This is a genomic window from Microvirga antarctica (assembly GCF_017921815.1).
GTDB lineage: Bacteria > Pseudomonadota > Alphaproteobacteria > Rhizobiales > Beijerinckiaceae > Microvirga > Microvirga antarctica.
Map to the genome: position 1 here is coordinate 230,891 of NZ_JAGEMM010000004.1, position 18,427 is coordinate 249,317.

Consider the following 18,427-nt stretch of genomic DNA (forward strand, 5'->3'; position numbering starts at 1 on the left):
ACGCATGGTTGCGTCCCGCGTGAGGCCGCATTATCCCTCGTTTAAGACGAGGAAACGACAATGACGGTCAAAATTGACGGCGCAAAACTGAAACTACGCGACGTGGCGCGCGTAGCGCGCCCAAACGGGAACGGACGCTTTGAGAAAGCGGTGCTCGATCCGCAGGCCCGAGAGCGCATCGCCGCAACCCGGGCCTACATCGATCAGCATTGGATGCACGACGACGCACCGCTGATGTATGCTTTTAACACCGGCGTGGGTCTGTTCAAGGACCAGCGGGTTCTGATCGCCGACATGGCGGCCTACCAGAAGAAAAGCGTCTATGCGCACGCCACCGGCATCGGTGAGCCGTTCAGCGAGGATGTCACGCGCGCCATGATGCTGCTGCGCGCCAATGCCTTCGCGTCCAATTATTCCGGGCCCCGGGTGGAACTGGTCGAGCGCCTGATCGCATTTCTCAATGCGGGTCTTCACCCGGTGATTCCGCAGAAAGGGTCTGTCGGCGCGTCCGGCGACCTGGCGCCGCTCGCCCATATGGCTGGCGCCGTGTGCGGTTTTGCCGAAGCCGAGATGGTCTACAAGGGAAGGCGTTTGCCCGCCCGTGAAGCGATCGCGAAAGCCGGCTTCGACCCGGATTTCGAGCTTGGCGCAAAAGACGCCTCAGCCCTCATCAATGGCTCGACTGCCTCCCTGGCGCTGGGTGCGCTGGCGACCGCCGATGCCCGCCGCCTGCTCAAGCAGGCTGATATCGCCATGTGTCTGTCGCTTGAGGCGATGCGCGGCGAATTGGCGGCGTTCGATCCGCGTCTGCACCGGGCGCGCCCGCATCACGGACAATTGCGAATCGCGCGCAATCTCCTGCGCATCCTTGAAGGCTCCACGCGCTGCTCGCAGGCTGCCCGCGACGTGATTTTCCCCGACGAGGTGCGCCAGCCTGGCGCCAAGGCGTCGCCGCGTGTGCAGGATGTTTATTCGTTGCGCTGTACGCCGCAGGTGCATGGACCGGCTGTCGAAGCGCTCGAATATGTGGAGCGGATCATCAGCACAGAGATGAATTCGGCCACCGACAATCCGCTTATTTTCGATGATGGAAAGGGCGGTTACGAGTCGATTTCGGGCGGCCATTTCCACGGCCAATATGTGGCCCAAGCCATGGACATTCTGGCGATCGCCATGACGGATCTGGGCTCGATCTCAGAGCGTCGTCTAGCGCGGCTGGTCGATCCCACGATGTCATACGGGTTGCCGCGCAACCTCCTTGCCGGGAAGCGCGGTCTCAATACCGGATTTGCCACCGTGCAATGTTCCATGTCGGCGCTGGTGATGGAGAACCGGGGATTGTCGATGCCGGGTTCGGTCGATTCCATTCCCGGAAAATCGAACGCGGAAGATCATGTGTCCAATTCGACATGGTGCGGACGCAAGGCGCGCACCATCGTGGAAAATGTCGAGCAGATCGTGGCGTGCGAATTGCTGATGGCGGCGCAGGCCCTGAGTCTCGTAGCCCCCATTGCAAAGGACTATGCCATCGGTAAGGGCTCTCAGGCGGCTTTCGATGCGATCCGGGCCGTTATCCAACCCGCGCTCGATGGCGACAGGTGGTATGCAACGGAGATGGCCCAGGCGCTCGACCTCGTGCGCTCCGGGGCGGTGGTGACGGCTGTCGAGGATGCGGTCGGGACGCTGGAATAAACCGCTAGGGACGCGTAGCGCCCCCGGCGATTTGGCTGATCAGAAGCGGCGGGGGCTGCAACGCTGGACGTTGCGCACCACGACGGTTCCGTTGGGGCGAAACACACGTTCCTGCACCCACCGGCAACGGGGACGGGCTCGTACGCCGCAATCCTGGACTGTGCGCCACACCACGCGGCCATTAGGCCGGACAACGCGGACGCGCCGCGTGACGCAGGCCACATCCTCGATGAGGGAGGGCGCTTGGAGCTCGCTTGCATTGAATCGCGCCTGGGCTTCGGGCGCGGAGAAAAATCCGATTCCGAGGGCAAAGGCGAATGCCGGAAGAACAATGGCGCGCATGGTTCGATCCTTCGACAAGGGTGCTAAAAGTCGAACGTCAACCGTAATTCCCAGCAGGGGTTCCGCAGCCTCGGAGGTCGTGTGATGCCGCCTCAAATCGTTCTTAATGAAGTGTGTGCGGCGGATGGCCCGGCTCTGGTGACGGCCAATCTTGCCAGCATGACTTTGCACGAACCCTGGGTCTATCCCTGCCGTGACGCCGCATCATTCGAAGCCTATCTGACCCGGTGCGATGGTGAGCGGTCGGTGGGATTCGTGGCGCGCGACGGGATGCACGGACGCATCGTCGGCGTGGTGAACCTCAACGAGATCGTGCGAGGGTACTTTCAGAGCGCTTATCTGGGCTATTACGCGATGGCGGACGCCACGGGCGGCGGGCGCATGAGTGAGGCCGTCCGAATGGCTGTGACCATTGCGTTCGGTCGGCTCGGCCTGCACCGCCTGGAGGCCAATATTCAGCCTGGCAACATGCGTTCCCTCGCGCTCGTCCAACGGCTGGGGTTTCGACGCGAGGGCTACTCGCCGCATTATCTCAATATCGGCGGCGCGTGGCGCGATCACGAGCGCTGGGCGATCCTGTCCGAGATGTGGAGTGAGCATTAGGGCTGCGGCGTCAGGCGCTTCTGCAGGAACGTTCGCGGGATGCCGGGCGCGAAATTCTGGAGCTCTCCGAACACCGCGAAGCCAAGACGCTCGTAGAGCGACGCCGCGTGCACGTTGAGGGTCTCGAGCCAGGCGGAATGGCAGCCGCGACGGAGCGCCTCTTCCTCCGCGCACGCAATGAGGCGGCTGGCGATCCCTTGGCCACGCAGGGATTCGGGCACGAAGATCAACTCGATGGAGAGCCAGCCGCGCGCCGTACGGCCCCAGAGACCGCCAAGGACAGCGCCTTCCTCCGAACGGATCGCAACCGCCAGGTCCGTGATGACCTCGCCGGGCGAGACGGTGGCGAAATTGTAGTCCCGCAGACCGTCATGAATGATCGCTTTCAGGGCCGCGTCCGGTTCCGCCACAAGTGCGATCTCGCAGGTCATGCGACGAGTCTCGTCACCGTGTCGATCAGGACGCGGGCCGCCACATCCGCGTCCGCCACGGTGATCGACTCCGCCGGGTTGTGGCTGATGCCGTCCTTGCAGCGCACAAACAACATCGCGGTGGGGCACAAGGCCGCCATGGCGACCGCATCGTGCCCGGCTCCGGAGGCGAGCCGGACGGGTGGAATATGCAACCCAGACAGGCTGTCGTCGAGTACCGCCATCAGGCCTGAATCCATCGCGGTTGCTGGCGAATCCATGAAAGGCTTGAGGTCGAAATCGACCTTGCGCCGCTGTGCAATGGCCTCGCAGGCGCTTGTCATCTGGCGCACCATCGCATGACGCTGCGTGTCGTCTGGGGAGCGCGCATCGAGCGTGAAGACGACACGCGCCGGGATGACATTGACCGCGCCGGGTTCGATCTGGGCTGCTCCCACGGTGGCGACTGTGCCGGGGTATTTGCCGCCGATGGTCTCGATCGCGAGGATCATCTCCGCCGTCGCCGCCAGCGCATCGCGCCGCATGTCCATGGGAACAGTTCCCGCATGGCCGGCCTCACCCGTGACGGTCACGCGTGCGCGTGAGACCCCATTGATCGCCGACACGATTCCGACAGGCAGGTCCTGCGCTTGCAATTGCGGACCCTGCTCGATGTGGACCTCGAGGTAGCCGCGATAATCCTCAGGCCGGCGCGCGACGCTGGCGATCTGCGAAGCGTCCCCGCCGAAGGCACGAAGGGCGTCGCGAAGGACAAGGCCGTCCTGGTCCACGCCGTCGAGCCAGCGCAGGTCGTAGCGACCCGACAAGGCATAGGCGGTAGAGAGATTGGTGGGAAAGCGCGCATTCTCCTCGTCGCCGAAGGCGATGATTTCGATCGGGCAGGCGGGCACGATGCCACGCTCGCGCAGCGCCTCCACGGCGACGATTCCCAGAACCACCCCCAGCGTCCCGTCATACCGCCCGGCATCGACGACGGTGTCGATATGAGACCCGATGATCAGCGCAGGCCTGTCGGGGTTTTGCCCCTCAAGCCGCCCGACGACCGAGCCGAGCGGATCGATCCGGCTCTCGAGGCCGGCGGCGCGCATGAAGGCGAGGGTCGCTTCAGCGGCCGCGCGATGGGCCGGCGAAAGGTAGAGGCGAGTCAGGCGCGCCGGGTCGTCGCTGTACTGCGAAAGCGCGTCGAGCAGGGCTATCGCCCTGCGACCAAGTGCATGTTCCGTTGCGGGCGCTGGCGTCATGATTACCGCAAACTGTTCAGGGACACGACCTCACGGATGCAGGCGAGACGGTCAGGCGGTCACGCCGAGCTTCTTCTGCAGGCTGGTCGAGGACGTGGTGTATTGGAAGAGCAGCTTCTTGTCCGGATACACGTAGCGGTGCACCTTTTGCGCCGCGAGCGCCCCCTCGTGGAAGCCGGACAGGATCAGTTTCAGCTTGCCCGGATAGGTGTTGATATCGCCGATGGCGAAAACCCCCGGCACATTGGTCTCGAATTTCTCGGTGTCAACCGGGATGAGATTCTCATGCAGGTTGAGGCCCCAGTTCGCGATGGGACCGAGCTTCATGGTGAGGCCGAAGAACGGCAGCACCACGTCGCAATCCACCGAGACGATCGAGCCATCGTCCTTCTTGATCTCCACGCCTTCAAGCACGGGCGCTTTGCCCTTGAGATGCGTGACCTGTCCGAGATGCAGATCCATGTCGCCGCCGGCAACGAGGGCCCGCATCTTCTCCACCGTGTGGGGTGCGGCGCGGAAGGCGTCGCGACGGTGGAGCAGCGTCAGGCGCTTGACGATGGGCTGCAGGTTGACGGTCCAGTCGAGGGCGGAATCACCGCCGCCGACAATCAGCACACGCTTGTCGCGGAACATCTGCATGTGCCGGACCGCGTAGAACACCCCGGTCCCCTCGTAGGCCTCGATATTTTCCATCGGCGGCTTCTTCGGCTGGAACGAGCCGCCGCCCGCGGCGATGATGATCGCCTTGCAGGTGAAGGTCGTCCCATCCTCGGCCGTGCGGACGCGAAACAGCGGCGCCTCCGGCGTGCCGATGGGCTCGACGCTCTCGACCATCTCGTTGAAATGGAACGTCGGGTGGAAGGGTTCGATCTGGGCCAGCAGGTTATCGACGAGGCCCTGCCCGGTCACCATTGGGAAGCCCGGAATGTCGTAAATCGGCTTTTCGGGGTAGAGCTCGGCGCATTGGCCGCCCACCTTGGGTAGAATGTCGATGAGATGGCATTTGATGTCGAGGAGGCCGAGCTCGAAAACGGCAAAGAGGCCCACGGGCCCCGCGCCGATGATGACGACGTCGGTTTCGATATTGTCGGTCATGAACAGGCTCCTTCGAGAGGCCCTCGAAAAGCACGGTCTCTCGGTTTTGGCAATGCGCCAGGCGGACGCTCAGCCATTCGCCGGAGCAAGGGTCAGTTCCAGACCGTCGAGGTCGGGCGTCCAGATGATCTGGCAGGACAGGCGGGAGGTCGGATGCGTGATCACGGTATCCAGTTGATCCTCTTCCTCGTCGGTCGCGGGATCAAGCTTCTCCACCCAGTCCTTCGCGATGAAGACGTGGCAGGTCGCGCATTCGCATGCGCCGCCGCACACGCCCTCGATGGGCAGGCCCCAATCCCGGATGATCTCCATCACACGCCAGCCCTCGACGCACTCGAGGGTGTGGCGCTGGCCTTGGCGGTCGGTCACATGGATGACGCCCATGAAACGGGGATTCCTTAGGGATCACAACGGTGTGGAGAAGGGCGCGAACCGCGCGGTCAGGCTGGATATCGGACTTTGCAGTCTATTCGTCAATATTGGGTGGTCTGGCTCAAACTCCCAGGGTCTCGGTCCGCAGCGCCTCGTCCTTGAGGAAATCGGCCGTCGTGCCCTGAAACCGGACGGAGCCGCGCTCGATGACGCAGGTCCGGTCGGCAATAGCCGCCGCGAAGGCCCAGTTCTGTTCCGACAAAAGCACCGCCACCCCTTCGGCCTTCATGGCCCGCACGGCCTGCGCCATCGTCTGGACGATCACCGGCGCGATGCCCTCGGAGGGCTCGTCGAGGAGGATCGCCTCGGGATTTCCCATCAGCGTGCGGGCGATCGCCAGCATCTGCTGTTCCCCGCCCGACATGTGGCCGCCGCGGCGTCCGCGCATCTCGGCGAGATTGGGAAACAGCGCAAACAGGCGTGTCAGGTCCCACGGCGAGCGGCCGCCGCGCTGGGCCTGTCGGCCGACCTCGAGGTTCTCCGCGACCGTCAGGTCGGTGAAGATCCGGCGGTCCTCGGGGACATAGCCCAGACCCAGCCGTGCGATGCCGTATGTCGGCCGTCCGACGATCGACTGGCCCTTGAAGGTCAGCCGGTCGGCGCGCGCGGAGACAAGCCCCATGATGGCTTTCAAGGTGGTGGTCTTGCCCGCGCCGTTCCGGCCGATCAGGGCCACGACCTCGCCCGGCTGGACCTGAAGCGAGATATCGAACAGCACTTGCGCGCGCCCATAGCTTGCGGATAGCTCGTGGACGTCGAGAAGCGGGCTCACGGCGCTGCGGCCGTGAGGGGCAGATCCCCCAGATAGGCTTGTCGGACCCGCGCATTGCCCCGCACCTCAGCGGGCGTCCCCGTCGCAATGATCTCGCCACGCAGGAGAACCAGAATGCGGGACGCGTGGCCGAACACCACATCCATGTCGTGTTCGGTGAACAGGACGCCGATGCCGCGGCTGGTCGCGATGGAATGCGTGAGTTCCATCAGGGCGGCTCGTTCGCGCAGGGCCATACCGGCGGTCGGCTCGTCCATCAGCAGCAGGCGGGGATCGCCCGCCAGGGCAACCGCCAGTTCCACCCGCTTCACGTCCCCATAAGCGAGCTCGGAGCAGGGGCGCTCGAACGCCTCGTGCATGCCGACCAACTCCAAAAGGTCCCGCGCCTCGGCCCGGTGGCGATCACGGGCGGGCGTCCATGCCGAATGGTTTTCCCCGGAGCGGCTGATCAGGGCCATCTGCACGTTCTCGCCGACCGTCATGGACTGAAACGCCTGGGCGACCTGGAAGGTGCGGCCGATACCGAGGCGGAACCGCTCCCCCGGGGAAGCGAGGGTGATCGCCTTGTCGTTAAGGGAGACGGACCCGCCGTCCGGGCGAAGCTGACCGCCGATCATATTGAACACCGTCGATTTCCCCGCCCCGTTCGGGCCGATCAACGCCAGCATCTCGCCGCGCTCGACCTGGAAGCTCACATTGCGTGCGGCCACCACGCCGCCAAACGCTTTGCTCAGGGCTTGGACGCTGAGCAGGCTCACGCCCGGTCCTCCCGCCAGTATCGGATGGTGCCCACGAGCCCGCGGGGAAAGATCAACACCATGGCAATGATGCTCGACCCCAGAACCAGCCGCCACAGGGCTGTCACGGGCATGACCTGGTCGCGCATGGTGTGGAGCACAGCTGAGCCGACCAGGGGACCGGCAATCGTCTGGATGCCGCCCAGGAGCAGCATGGTCAGCGCGTCCACGGATGTGGGAATGCCCAGCAGGCTGGGATCCACCGATCCGCGCGAGAACGCGTAGAGCGACCCGGCAATTCCCGCTGCCGCACCGGCGAGAACGAAGGCGAGCCAGCGTTGCTGGCGGACCGCAATACCGATGGCTTCGGCGCGCGATTCGGAATCCCGGGCCGCCCGCAGCGTGTAACCGAACGGCGAGTCGATCACCCGGGTCAGGACGAACACGGTGGCGGCTGTGAGAATCAAAGTCAGCCAGTAATAGGCGTCACGCGGCGCGGCCCAGGCGGAGGGCCAGATCCCCACGATGCCATTGTCGCCGCCGGTGACCTCAACCCATTGAAACGCGACCGCATAGAGGATCTGAGCTGCCGCAAGGGTCATCATGGCAAGATAGATGCCTGACAGCCGCACCACGAAGGCCCCAATGAGGGCTGCCCCAAGGCCTGACAGAACCAGCCCGGCAGGAAGGGCCGCCTCCATGGGAGCACCCAGCCAGCGCACGGCCAACGCCGACCCGTAGGCGCCGAGTCCAAAGAATGCGGCGTGACCGAAGCTCACAAGGCCACCCACGCCAATCAGGAGCTGGAGGCTGAAGGCAAACAGCGCAAAGACCAGAATTTCGGTCGCCACCTTAAGGAGATAGGCGTCGCCCAGCAGCGGGAGGGCGGCCAGGCACGCCAAAACGATGGCGGCCAGCATGCGGCCATAAGGCGTCGGCCTGCGGCTCACGATGCCCACCGCGTGTCCGCTGGCGAGGATTTCAGGCCGGCCGAAGAACCCGCTGGGACGAACCGCCAGCACGAGCGCCATCAGCAGAAAGACGACGATGAGCGTGCTTTTCGGAAAGATCAGGATACCGAAAGCCTGCAACTGGCCGATGATCAGGGCCGCCAGGAACGCGCCCGGAACGCTTCCCATGCCGCCCACGACCGTGACGACGAAACATTCCGCGATGATCGAGAGATCCATCCCGGTATTGGCCGCCACGCGGGGAATCTGCAGGGCGCCGCCAAGGCCTGCCAAAAAGGCTCCGAGGAACAGGGTGCCGGTGAACAAGAGGGCCTGATTGACACCCAAAGCCGCCACCATGTCGCGATCCTGCGTCGCGGCGCGCACGAGAATGCCGAAGCGCGTCCGCCGCAACAGCCACCATACCGCTCCGAGCACGACGGGACCCGCCGCGATCAGCACCAGCTCGTAGGAGGGAAAGCGCCGACCGAGGATTTCGACGGGAGCGCGCAGGCCGGGGGCGCGGGGCCCGAGGATGTCCTGCGGGCCAAAGACCTGGACCACCAGATCCTGCAGCACCAGAACGACGCCAAAGGTGGCCAGAAGCTGAAACAGTTCCGGTGCGCCGTAGATACGCCGCAGCAGAAGCACCTCGATCACGACTCCCAGCAGCCCCACGATCATGGCCGACAGGAGAATGCCAGCCCAGAAGGATACGGGCCCGAACGAGAACTCGAGCAGCCACGGCACGAGGGTGGCGGCGGTGAAGGCCCCGACCATATAGAGCGAACCGTGGGCGAAATTGACGATGCGGGTGACGCCGAACACGAGCGTCAATCCGCACGCCGTGATGAACAGCGACGAGGCGCTGGCGAGGCCGCTGAGGGCCTGGATGGCGACGAAGGAGAGGTCCATCACGCTGCTACCCGACGGTCACGGTCGGCGGCGCCCCGGGGCCCAAGGTTCAGTCCTTCCGCACAGCCTTCACCTGGGCTTCGGTCGGCATATAGGTCGTGCCGTCGATGTATTTCCAATCCGACATGCCGCCTGCCGCGCCCTTGAGCTTCAGCTTGCCGACCCAGGCACCCATGCTCGACTGGTTGTCGATTCCCCGCATGGTGACCGGTCCGGCCACCGTGTCGAACTTGGCGTCTTCCAGCGCCTTCATGATCGCGGCCGTGTCGGTGGAGCCGGCCCGCTCGATCGTATCGCGGATCATGTACATGACCATGTAGCCGAGCAGCGAACCGAGGCGGGGGGTGTCGTTGTAGCGGGCGCGATAGGCCTCGATGAAGGCCCTGTGCTTGGGATCGGTGATTTCATCCCAGGGATAGCCCGTGACCGTCCAGCCTTCCGGCACCTCGTCCTTCAGGGGGAGCAGCCATTCGGGCTCGCCGGTGAGGAGCGACAGGACCGTCTTCTTCTCGAACAATCCCCGCGTGTTGCCCTCGCGGACGAACTGGGTGAGGTCGGGCCCGAACGTGACGTTGAAGATGCCGTCGGGCTTGGCCTGCTCGAGAGCCGAGACGGTCGCGCCCGCCTCGATCTTGCCGAGCGCCGGATATTGCTCGGCAACGATCTCGGCGCCTGGAACGCGTTCCTTGATGAGGCGCTTGAAGACCTCTGCGGCGGACTGGCCGTATTCGTAATTCGGCGCGACGATCGCCCAGCGCTTCGCACCGGACGCCTTGGCCTGCTCGACGAGCATGCCGACCTGCATGAAATTGTTGGGACGGATGCGGTAGGTATAGGGATTGCCCTGGGCCATCGTGATGGCGTCGGTCAGCGGTTCGGCCGCGATGTAGACGATCTTCTTCTGGTTGGCGTAATCGGCCATTGCCACGCCGATATTCGACAGGAACGAGCCGAACAGCAGCGAGACCCCCTCGCGGGTGACCAGTTCGTCGGCGACCCGGGTCGTGTCGCCCGTGGTCGAGCCGTCGTCGCGGGAGAGGACTTCGATCTTCCGGCCCAGCACGCCGCCCTTGGCGTTGATCTCGTCGAGGGCCATGCGCCAGCCGTCGCGGTAGGGGACCGTGAAGGCGGCCCATTTGGCGTAGGAGTTCAATTCGCCGATCTTGATCGGAGCGGTCTGCGCCCACGCAGCGGGTGCTGCCGTCGCCAGAGCGAGACCAAGGATAAGCCGACGGGTCATTGACATCATCGCCATCTCGCAACCCCTGCGTTTGAAGGACAAGCGAGGGTGTAAGGCCAATCGCGCGCTGAAGAAAGCCTCAATCAACGGCAGACGCCGATTTGACCGCGCCCCGCATCCGGCCTTGCGCCGCGCCCAAACACGATGACAATGGCGCTTCCACGACGTCGTCTCAGACGCCGCCTCACAAATTGCACGGCCGTCCCAATGCTCCTCGAACGTGATCCTGCCCGCGCCTTCATGCCCTATCCGCCAGTCGCTGTGACGAGCGCGACGGACGGGCCCCTCGCGGGCCTGACCTTTGCGGTCAAGGACCTGTTTGATGTAGCGGGCTACCCGACCAGCGCAGGCTCGCCCCAGATGCTGGCGATGTCGGGCATCAAGACGCGCACGGCGCCCACTGTCCAGCGACTGCTTGATGCGGGCGCGCGATTCGTCGGCAAGACGATCACCGACGAGTTGGCGTTCTCCATGAGCGGGAAGAATGCCCATTTCGGAACACCTTTGAACGGCGGCGCTCCCGACCGGATCCCCGGCGGCTCCTCGTCGGGCTCGGCTGCGGCGGTCTCCCACGGTCTGTGCGATTTTGCCCTCGGGACCGATACGGGCGGCTCCGTGCGGGCGCCGGCCAGCCATTGCGGGCTGTTCGGGCTTCGACCGACTCATGGACGGATCAGCCTTGAAGGGTGTCATGCGTTGGCGCCATCGTTCGACAGCTGCGGCTACTTCGTGCGCCATCATCGAACGCTTGTTAGAATCGGCGAAATCCTCCTCGGTAGCGATCCCCATCCGCTCCCCGCGACCCCGCGCATGCTCGTTGCACGGGACGCCTTCGGACTTCTGGAAAGGCCGGTGCGCACGGCTCTGAGTCCGGCGGTCGCGCACATCGAGGCACTCCTTGGCAAGGCCATCGAGACGGATGTGGCAACGGAGGGGTTCTCCGCGCTCTACTGGGCGATGCGCTATATCCAGGGCCACGAGGCGTGGCGCGTCGATGGCCCCATGATCACCCGTCTGAAACCACCCCTGGGACCGGGCGTCGGTGACCGGTTTGAATTCGCACGAGATGTGACTGAGCGGCAGCTCGCCGAGGCACTGCCGATCAGAAATGCGTTCCGAGAGCGGTTTGCGGCGATTCTCGGTGATGACGGGGTCCTGATCCTCCCGACCATGCCGGACGTAGCGCCCCTGCTCACGGAAGGTGAGGAAGCCCTCAACGACTATCGCAACAAGGCCCTCAACCTCCAGTGCCTTTCCGTCCTCTCCGGCTTGCCGCAGATCTCAATCCCGCTCGCCACGCGGCTTGGAGCACCGCTCGGGCTCTCAATTCTGGGTCCGGCCGGATCCGATCTGAGCCTCCTCTCGCTCGCGGCGCGGATCGCCGAAGGCGCTGAACAAGCCGGCCGACACGGCGTTACGACAACGACCACAGCCTGATCTCACTCGAACGGGGACGACAGATGACACATCCAGCGGTCGATATGGACGCCCCGCGCGTGGCCATCGCCAGCGCCTGCGTTCTGGGCGAAGGACCGGTCTGGGACCACCGCAACGGAACGCTCCTGTTCGTGGACATCAAGGATCCGGCGATCTGGCGCTATCACCCGGAGAGCGGTAAGCACACCCGGACAGCTTGCCCTGAACGTGTCGGGTTCGTCGCGCTCACCCAAGATCCTGATATCGTGATCGCTGGGTTCAAATCCGGTTTGGTGCGGTTCAACCTCTGGGGCGGCGAGATCCAGCCTTTGGTGTCTCCCGAGCCGGACCTGCCGAACAACCGGATCAATGACGGCCATGTGGGGCCGGACGGCCGGCTGTATTTTGGCACCATGGACGACGACGAGAAAAATCCCACGGGTGCATTCTGGCGCTGGGACGGCAAGGTTCTGCACCGCTTTCGCCACAATATCACGATCACCAACGGGCCGGCCTTCAGCCCGGATGGCCGGACCATCTACACCATCGATACCCTGAAGCGGACAATCCATGCGCAGGATCTGGGCGATGGCGACCCGGGGGAGGCCCGCCTCTTCGTCCAGCTCGACGAGAGCGGCGGCAATCCGGATGGTGTCTGTGTCGATTCGGACGGCCATTTGTGGGTCTGCCACTGGGGCGGATCCCGGATCACGCGTCTGGCGCCGGACGGAAGCGTCGAACGGGTTGTGCCCATGCACACCGCGCAGGTCACCAAATGCGCATTTGGAGGAGAGGATCTGGCTTCCATCTACATCACCACCGCCGCCATCGGCCGTGATCCGCATTTCGATCCGATGGCCGGGCACCTCTATTGCCTCCAGCGCAGCGGTATTCGCGGGCTGAAGTCCAATATCTTCGAAGGATGAGCGCGTGATCAGGCCCTTCGGGTCTGTCGACGACGTCGATATCTCGGAGGTCGGTCTCGTGGGGCCGGACGGGATGGAGATGCAGGTCCTCACATGGGGCGCTGTCATCCGTGATCTGGTCGTACCGGCCAAGGGAGGCGTGCAGCGGGTCCTTCTCGGTTTGACCTCCATCGAAGACTACGTCCGGCATTCGCCCTATTTCGGCGCGATCGTGGGCCGTTACGCCAATCGGATCGGGCGGGCACGGTTCAGCCTGGACGGCCACACCGACGTCCTCGACGCGAACGAGGGGCGCAATCAGCTCCATGGCGGCTCCCGCGGCTTTGGAACACGGCCATGGGCGATCCTCGATTACGAACCCGCGCGCGTTACCCTGGGCTTGCTCTCCCGCGACGGCGATATGGGCTATCCGGGCCGTCTCCTGGCAACCTGCACATACACGCTTTTGGCACCGGCGACCCTTCGCATCGAACTCACGGCCACGAGCGACAAACCGACGCCGGTAAACCTGACCAGCCATGCCTATTTCAACCTCGACGGCAGTGCCGATATCTGCTCGCACCAGTTGATGATTGCGGGCGATTTCATCACCCCGACCGACGCCGACCTCATTCCCACCGGTGCCATTAAGAGCGTTGAAGAAACGCCCTTTGATTTTCGAACCCTGCGGCCGATCGGTGCAGTGCAGCTCCTGCACAATCGCCTGTCCTACGACGTCAATTACGTGCTTCGCGGTCCTCCAGGGTCCCTGGCCCATGCATCCACCCTGGCGTCTCTGAAAAGCGGTGTCGCGATGGAGCTGTGGACCACCGAGCCGGGCCTTCAATTCTACGGCGGCCACATGATCGACGTCCCGGTTTCGGGCCTCGGGGGGCGTCCCTATGGCCCATACGCGGGTTTGTGTCTCGAACCACAGCGATTCCCCGACGGCCCCAATAAGGCCCACTTTCCCAGCACTATCCTGATCCCGGGAATGACGTCGCGCCAAACCAGCGAATACCGATTCGCCCTCATGTGAGGAACTCGGTGGTTGGCAAAATCGTTGACCTTGGCTGTCCATGACAGCCGCAACAGGAAGAGACAGGAATGCCGGTCTTGGACGCAAGGGCTCTGGAGTTGGATCCGAAAGGTGCCGCGTTTTTGCGCGACGTGCTTCGTGGCGACTCGACGCCTCGTGCCTTCCAGTCGCGGGCTTCCAAGCCGGGCGCTTCCAGGGTTGTTGATCCCCTTCGTCGCCGCCCGGATCGGATTGTCACGCCTGCCTGATCAGGCAGGTCGCTCATCGAGCAATCCGCGCTTGCGTAACAGGGCCTGCGCGTTTGGGAGCCGTCCCCTGAAAGCCGTGTAGGCTTCCGTTGGATCCCGCAAATTACCGGCAGAATAGATGTACCGCTTCAGTTTCGCGGCGAGATCCGGGTCGAAGGCGTCGCCCGTCTCCTCGAAAGCCGTAAAGGCATCGGCATCAAGGACCTCAGACCACAGGTAGCTGTAATAGCCGGACGAATAGCCGTCCCCGGCGAAAACATGAGCGAAATGGGGTGTACGGTGGCGCATGACAATTTCGCGCGGCATCCCAATGGACGCGAGCGTGTCCTTTTCGAATTGCGCAGCATCCAGCGGTGTTGACGCATCTCGTTGATGGAGGGCGATGTCGACCAGAGCGGACGACAGATATTCCACGGTCGCCTGCCCTTGGTTGAAATTGCGTGCACTCATCAGCCGTTGAAGCAGCGGCTCGGGAATAGGCTCTCCGGTCTGCGCATGCGTGGCGTAACGGCGCAGTATCTCAGGCTGTGACAGCCAATGCTCAAAGAGCTGAGACGGCAATTCGACGAAGTCCGTCGAGACGCTTGTGCCCGACAGAAGCGGATAGGTGACGTCGGACAGGAGCCCATGGAGAGCGTGCCCGAACTCATGGAACAGCGTCCGCGCATCGTCGAAGCTCAGCAGGGATGGCTCCCCTTGTCCCCCCTTTGCAAAATTCATCACATTCACGATCACGGGGCGGACCACCCCGTCGAGCTTCTCCTGCGAACGAAACGCGCTCATCCAAGCGCCGCTCCGCTTTGACGCGCGGGCGAAATAGTCGCCGATGAACGTGCCCACGGTCGCACCCGTGGCGTCGGACACGCGCCATGCGCGGATGTCCGGATGATAGCGGGGAATGTCCGCCAGTTCCTCAAAGCGCAAACCGAACAGGCGATGCGCAGTCTCGAACGCGGCCTCGATGATCCGGTCGAGCTGGAAATAGGTTTTCACAACCGACTCGTCGAGATCGTGTCGGGCGCGGCGAACCTGCTCCGCATAAAAGCGCCAGTCCCACGGCTCGATGGCAATCGTCTCGTTCTTCGATGCCGCGAAGGCGCGCAGATCGTCCCGTTCGGCAAGGGCACGGCTCCGGGCGGGATTCCAGACCTCGTTGAGGAGCCCCAGCACGGCGTCGGGAGTCTTTGCCATGGTATCGGCGAGCTTGAAATCGGCGAAGGTCTTGTACCCCAGCAGTTTTGCCCGCTCGGCGCGGAGCGCCACCATCTCGGCGATGATCGCCTTGTTGTCCGTGGAACCGCCGTTGTCTCCTCGCGCGATCCACGCCTTGAAAGCCTGTTCGCGGAGGTCGCGACGCTCCGAGAATTGAAGGAACGGTTCGATGCTCGATCGGGATAGCGTGATCACATGCTTGCCGGGCAGACCCGCATCCTCGGCCGCCCGCGCCGCGGCTTCGCGCAGGAAGGGCGGAAGCCCTGCGAGGTCTGATTCGCCGTCGAGGATCAGCCGGTAGGATGTCTCGTCCGCGAGCACGTTCTGGGAGAACTGCGTGCCCAATGTCGCCAATCGCTGGGTGACCTCGGCCAACCTTGCCTTGCCGGCCTTGTCGAGCCGTGCGCCGGCGCGGACGAAGATGGTGCGATAGCGATCCAGCACACGCGCCTGCTCCGCCGTCAATCCGAGCGCGTCTCGGTCCGCATCGAGGGCTTCGACACGGGCAAAAAGCGCGCCATTCATGAAGATGTCGCTGCGATGCTTGGCCAGAACAGGCGCCAGCTCACGCTCGATGGCCTGCATCGCGTCGTTGGTGTGGGAGCCCGCAAGGTTGAAGAAGACGCCCCCGACGCGCTTCAGCGACGCCCCGCTGCGTTCCAGCGCGTCGATCGTGTTGGCGAAAGTCGGGCTTGCCGGGTCCTCGGCAATAGCCGCAATCTCGGAGCGCTGCTGTGCCAACGCGATGTCGAAGGCGGGCATGTAGTCCGAGGGAGCGATCGTGTGAAAGGGAGGGATTCCGTTCGGATCGCTCCACGCCTGAAGCAAGGGATTGCCGGGAGGCGTTGTCGGCTGGCGGGCGTCGGTCATGGGGTTAGCTCCTGGGCGGTCGCACTAGCCTTTTATCTGTGGCGGCTGCGTCCCGGAAGGGGCATGATCGTGTCCTGGGGTGGCTCTGCGCCTGAAAGTCCTTGCAAGGTAGCCGGAACACGCCGAATTTTGCGCCCCTTCGGAACCGCCCCCGGGGGATCGTTCGGCGGGCATCGGCGTTGATGCTCATCCCGGCGGGATCCCCTTGCCGTTTGACAGAGATTTTCCATGCGTGCCATCCCGACGCCGCTGCCCGCCGAGACTGAGGTCCAGCCCCCGGGGGTTCCGGGAATTTCTGGTTTGATGACCTTGATAGTCGCCATCGTGGTGCTCGCAGCGCTCTATATCGGGCAGGATGTGTTCCTGCCCGTGGTGATGGCAATTCTCCTGGCCTTCGTCCTCGCGCCCTTCGTGGATTTCATGCGGAAGTGGCACCTCGGACGCGTTCCCTCCGTCATCATTGCGGTGCTGGTGGCTCTCGGCATTATCGTGTCCCTTGGAGGGTTGATCGGATTTCAGGTGGCTGGTCTGGCGACCGATCTTCCTCGTTATCAGGCGACGATCAAGGAGAAGGTCGGCTCCATCAAGGCAGGGACCATCGGCCGCCTGCCGGCCCTCTTGAAGGAATTCAACAGGGCGGTCGAGGAAGCTCCGCCGAAGGAAACCACCGCCCCGGGCACGGCCGCCCAGCCGGCGCCTGCGAGTCCGGCTCCGTTGCCGGTTGAAGTGCATGAGCGGGAAGCCACGCCCATCGAGCTTGCTAAGAGCATCGCGGCGCCGCTGCTGAAGCCGCTTACCACCATGGGCATCGTTTTCGTCGTCCTCATATTCATCCTGCTCCAGCGGGAGGATCTGCGCGACCGCATGATCCGTCTGTTCGGATCGAGCGACCTGCACCGCACCACAGGCGCGATGGATGATGCAGCCCGCCGCCTGAGCCGATTCTTCCTGATCCAGCTCGGCCTCAACGCATCCTTCGGGGTGATCATCGGGTTGGGGTTGTGGGCGATTGGAGTTCCGAGTCCGGCCCTGTGGGGGGTGTTCGCGGCCGTCATGCGATTCGTGCCCTATATCGGATCGGTGATCGCTGCCGCTTTCCCGATCATGCTGGCCTCCGCGGTGGATCCAGGCTGGTCGATGGTGGGCATGACCGCGGCTCTGTTTCTCATTTCCGAACCCCTCATGGGGCACGCCATCGAGCCCGTGGTTTACGGAACCAGCACGGGACTATCGCCCTTCGCCGTCGTGATTGCGGCCATCTTCTGGACCTGGCTATGGGGACCGGTCGGACTCTTGATCGCGACGCCTCTTACCCTGTGCCTGGTCGTGCTTGGCCGGCATGTGGAGCGCTTGGAGTTCCTCGATGTGCTGCTTGGCGACAGGCCTGCGCTGACACCGGCAGAGAACCTCTACCAGAGAATGCTGGCGGGTGACCCGGACGAAGCACTGGAATCGGCAGAGGTCCTTCTCAAGGATCGCTCTCTGACGTCTTACTACGACGAAGTGGCGTTGCGCAGCCTGCAACTGGCTGCCAACGACGCCAAGCGCGGCGTCATGACGGCGATCCAGATCGAGCAGGTGAAAAGTGTGGCGAGCGCACTGGTGCAGGACCTCAATTCACACGACGACGATGAGCCGGATGCCGCCGACACCAAGGACGATCCCGTCGCGCCACCGCAGAGCGAGGTCCCTGCCATTCGCAATCCGGCCATGCCGGACACGATAGCTCTGGAATCACGTGTGCCACCGGGGTGGAAAGCCGAAGGGGCGGTGATGTGCGTCGCGGGTCGCGGGCCTCTCGACGAATCCGCGGCCGCCATGCTCTCGCAACTGCTTGGAAAGCACGGGATCGGCTCAGGTGTCCAAACCCATGACGCGGTCAGCCGGGGAACGATTGAAGCCCTCGACGTGGAAGGCGTGGAACTGATTGCCCTGTGCTATGTGGAGATCACCGGAATGCCGGCGCATCTGCGCTATCTCATCCGGCGGATCCGCAATCACGCGCCCAACGCAAAGATCATGGTGGGAATCTGGCAGGCGGATCACGGCGTGTTTCAGGATGACGATACCCGCTCCGCCATCGGCGCGGATTACTACGTGTCATCCCTGCGTGACGGAGTCGTCCGGTGCCTGCAGGTGGCGACCGGCGAGTCCCAGCCCCCTGTATCCGGCGGTGGGGTTGTCGAATTGATGCCGCAATCCCGCGTCAGCGGCGCCGGTGTCATGCGCCGAATGCGGCTTCCGACCTGACGAAGAGAGGTCCTGGCAGCCGTTGCTTGATCGTCGC

The 18,427-nt window shown here is 63.9% G+C and carries 16 protein-coding genes; 6 read left to right on the forward strand and 10 right to left on the reverse strand.

The genetic code is table 11. From position 1 onward, the window contains the following. Positions 1 to 60: 60 nt before the first annotated feature. On the forward strand, positions 61 to 1,692 hold the full coding sequence (locus tag J4G32_RS14325; RefSeq protein ID WP_210495768.1) for an HAL/PAL/TAL family ammonia-lyase: 1,632 nt from the start codon (positions 61 to 63) through the stop codon (positions 1,690 to 1,692). Positions 1,693 to 1,731: 39 nt separating this feature from the next. Here J4G32_RS14325 and J4G32_RS14330 read toward each other — a convergent pair whose 3' ends face one another. Continuing rightward, complete coding sequence (locus J4G32_RS14330) at positions 1,732 to 2,034, reverse strand: hypothetical protein (protein WP_210495771.1); 303 nt, start codon at positions 2,032 to 2,034, stop codon at positions 1,732 to 1,734. An 84-nt stretch (positions 2,035 to 2,118) separates the two neighbouring features. On the opposite strand from J4G32_RS14330, the gene J4G32_RS14335 reads away from it, so the two are divergent. Further along, positions 2,119 to 2,637 (forward strand): GNAT family N-acetyltransferase, encoded by a 519-nt coding sequence (locus tag J4G32_RS14335; protein ID WP_210495775.1) that lies wholly within the window; start codon positions 2,119 to 2,121, stop codon positions 2,635 to 2,637. On the opposite strand, the gene J4G32_RS14340 is transcribed toward J4G32_RS14335, so the two are convergent. From J4G32_RS14340 to J4G32_RS14375, 8 genes are all read right to left on the reverse strand, one after another. Then, entirely contained in the window at positions 2,634 to 3,068 is a 435-nt protein-coding gene (locus tag J4G32_RS14340) for a GNAT family N-acetyltransferase (RefSeq protein WP_210495778.1), read from the reverse strand. The genes J4G32_RS14335 and J4G32_RS14340 overlap by 4 nt on opposite strands. Further along, positions 3,065 to 4,309 (reverse strand): allantoate amidohydrolase, encoded by a 1,245-nt coding sequence (locus J4G32_RS14345; protein ID WP_210495781.1) that lies wholly within the window; start codon positions 4,307 to 4,309, stop codon positions 3,065 to 3,067. The genes J4G32_RS14340 and J4G32_RS14345 overlap by 4 nt, the downstream gene beginning before the upstream one ends. A 51-nt stretch (positions 4,310 to 4,360) precedes the next feature. Continuing rightward, positions 4,361 to 5,404, reverse strand: a complete 1,044-nt coding sequence (locus tag J4G32_RS14350; RefSeq protein ID WP_210495785.1) for an NAD(P)/FAD-dependent oxidoreductase — start codon at positions 5,402 to 5,404, stop codon at positions 4,361 to 4,363. A gap of 69 nt (positions 5,405 to 5,473) precedes the next feature. Further along, positions 5,474 to 5,788: a 2Fe-2S iron-sulfur cluster-binding protein gene (locus J4G32_RS14355; RefSeq protein ID WP_210495788.1), complete on the reverse strand. Its 315-nt coding sequence runs from the start codon at positions 5,786 to 5,788 to the stop codon at positions 5,474 to 5,476. A 109-nt stretch (positions 5,789 to 5,897) separates the two neighbouring features. Next, complete coding sequence (locus J4G32_RS14360; protein WP_210495792.1) at positions 5,898 to 6,608, reverse strand: ABC transporter ATP-binding protein; 711 nt, start codon at positions 6,606 to 6,608, stop codon at positions 5,898 to 5,900. After that, entirely contained in the window at positions 6,605 to 7,366 is a 762-nt protein-coding gene (locus tag J4G32_RS14365) for an ABC transporter ATP-binding protein (RefSeq protein WP_210495795.1), read from the reverse strand. The genes J4G32_RS14360 and J4G32_RS14365 overlap by 4 nt, the downstream gene beginning before the upstream one ends. Next, positions 7,363 to 9,210 (reverse strand): ABC transporter permease, encoded by a 1,848-nt coding sequence (locus J4G32_RS14370; RefSeq protein ID WP_210495797.1) that lies wholly within the window; start codon positions 9,208 to 9,210, stop codon positions 7,363 to 7,365. The genes J4G32_RS14365 and J4G32_RS14370 overlap by 4 nt, the downstream gene beginning before the upstream one ends. A gap of 49 nt (positions 9,211 to 9,259) precedes the next feature. After that, positions 9,260 to 10,465 (reverse strand): ABC transporter substrate-binding protein, encoded by a 1,206-nt coding sequence (locus J4G32_RS14375; RefSeq protein WP_210495800.1) that lies wholly within the window; start codon positions 10,463 to 10,465, stop codon positions 9,260 to 9,262. Between the two features lie 192 nt (positions 10,466 to 10,657). On the opposite strand from J4G32_RS14375, the gene J4G32_RS14380 reads away from it, so the two are divergent. Genes J4G32_RS14380 through J4G32_RS14390 form a run of 3 tightly spaced genes read left to right on the forward strand, consistent with a single transcriptional unit; the run spans position 10,658 to position 13,810 of the window. Further along, positions 10,658 to 11,887 (forward strand): amidase, encoded by a 1,230-nt coding sequence (locus J4G32_RS14380; protein WP_210495801.1) that lies wholly within the window; start codon positions 10,658 to 10,660, stop codon positions 11,885 to 11,887. 23 nt (positions 11,888 to 11,910) lie between these two features. After that, positions 11,911 to 12,792 (forward strand): SMP-30/gluconolactonase/LRE family protein, encoded by an 882-nt coding sequence (locus tag J4G32_RS14385; protein ID WP_210495803.1) that lies wholly within the window; start codon positions 11,911 to 11,913, stop codon positions 12,790 to 12,792. 4 nt (positions 12,793 to 12,796) lie between these two features. Continuing rightward, on the forward strand, positions 12,797 to 13,810 hold the full coding sequence (locus J4G32_RS14390) for an aldose epimerase family protein (RefSeq protein ID WP_343232656.1): 1,014 nt from the start codon (positions 12,797 to 12,799) through the stop codon (positions 13,808 to 13,810). A gap of 248 nt (positions 13,811 to 14,058) precedes the next feature. Here J4G32_RS14390 and J4G32_RS14395 read toward each other — a convergent pair whose 3' ends face one another. Then, positions 14,059 to 16,140, reverse strand: a complete 2,082-nt coding sequence (locus tag J4G32_RS14395; protein ID WP_210495806.1) for a M3 family metallopeptidase — start codon at positions 16,138 to 16,140, stop codon at positions 14,059 to 14,061. 228 nt (positions 16,141 to 16,368) lie between these two features. Between J4G32_RS14395 and J4G32_RS14400 the strand changes: the two genes are divergently transcribed. Further along, entirely contained in the window at positions 16,369 to 18,390 is a 2,022-nt protein-coding gene (locus tag J4G32_RS14400; protein WP_210495808.1) for an AI-2E family transporter, read from the forward strand. Positions 18,391 to 18,427: the final 37 nt, after the last annotated feature.

What these genes read in the sequence shown, in the direction of transcription:
- J4G32_RS14340 (WP_210495778.1), bottom strand. Translation starts at nt 3,068, where the DNA reads ATGACCTGCGAGATCGCACTTGTGGCGGAACCGGACGCGGCCCTGAAA.
- J4G32_RS14355 (WP_210495788.1), bottom strand. Translation starts at nt 5,788, where the DNA reads ATGGGCGTCATCCATGTGACCGACCGCCAAGGCCAGCGCCACACCCTC.
- J4G32_RS14330 (WP_210495771.1), bottom strand. Translation starts at nt 2,034, where the DNA reads ATGCGCGCCATTGTTCTTCCGGCATTCGCCTTTGCCCTCGGAATCGGA.
- J4G32_RS14345 (WP_210495781.1), bottom strand. Translation starts at nt 4,309, where the DNA reads ATGACGCCAGCGCCCGCAACGGAACATGCACTTGGTCGCAGGGCGATA.
- J4G32_RS14325 (WP_210495768.1), top strand. Translation starts at nt 61, where the DNA reads ATGACGGTCAAAATTGACGGCGCAAAACTGAAACTACGCGACGTGGCG.
- J4G32_RS14400 (WP_210495808.1), top strand. Translation starts at nt 16,369, where the DNA reads ATGCGTGCCATCCCGACGCCGCTGCCCGCCGAGACTGAGGTCCAGCCC.
- J4G32_RS14395 (WP_210495806.1), bottom strand. Translation starts at nt 16,140, where the DNA reads ATGACCGACGCCCGCCAGCCGACAACGCCTCCCGGCAATCCCTTGCTT.
- J4G32_RS14370 (WP_210495797.1), bottom strand. Translation starts at nt 9,210, where the DNA reads ATGGACCTCTCCTTCGTCGCCATCCAGGCCCTCAGCGGCCTCGCCAGC.
- J4G32_RS14375 (WP_210495800.1), bottom strand. Translation starts at nt 10,465, where the DNA reads ATGGCGATGATGTCAATGACCCGTCGGCTTATCCTTGGTCTCGCTCTG.
- J4G32_RS14380 (WP_210495801.1), top strand. Translation starts at nt 10,658, where the DNA reads ATGCTCCTCGAACGTGATCCTGCCCGCGCCTTCATGCCCTATCCGCCA.
- J4G32_RS14350 (WP_210495785.1), bottom strand. Translation starts at nt 5,404, where the DNA reads ATGACCGACAATATCGAAACCGACGTCGTCATCATCGGCGCGGGGCCC.
- J4G32_RS14385 (WP_210495803.1), top strand. Translation starts at nt 11,911, where the DNA reads ATGACACATCCAGCGGTCGATATGGACGCCCCGCGCGTGGCCATCGCC.
- J4G32_RS14335 (WP_210495775.1), top strand. Translation starts at nt 2,119, where the DNA reads ATGCCGCCTCAAATCGTTCTTAATGAAGTGTGTGCGGCGGATGGCCCG.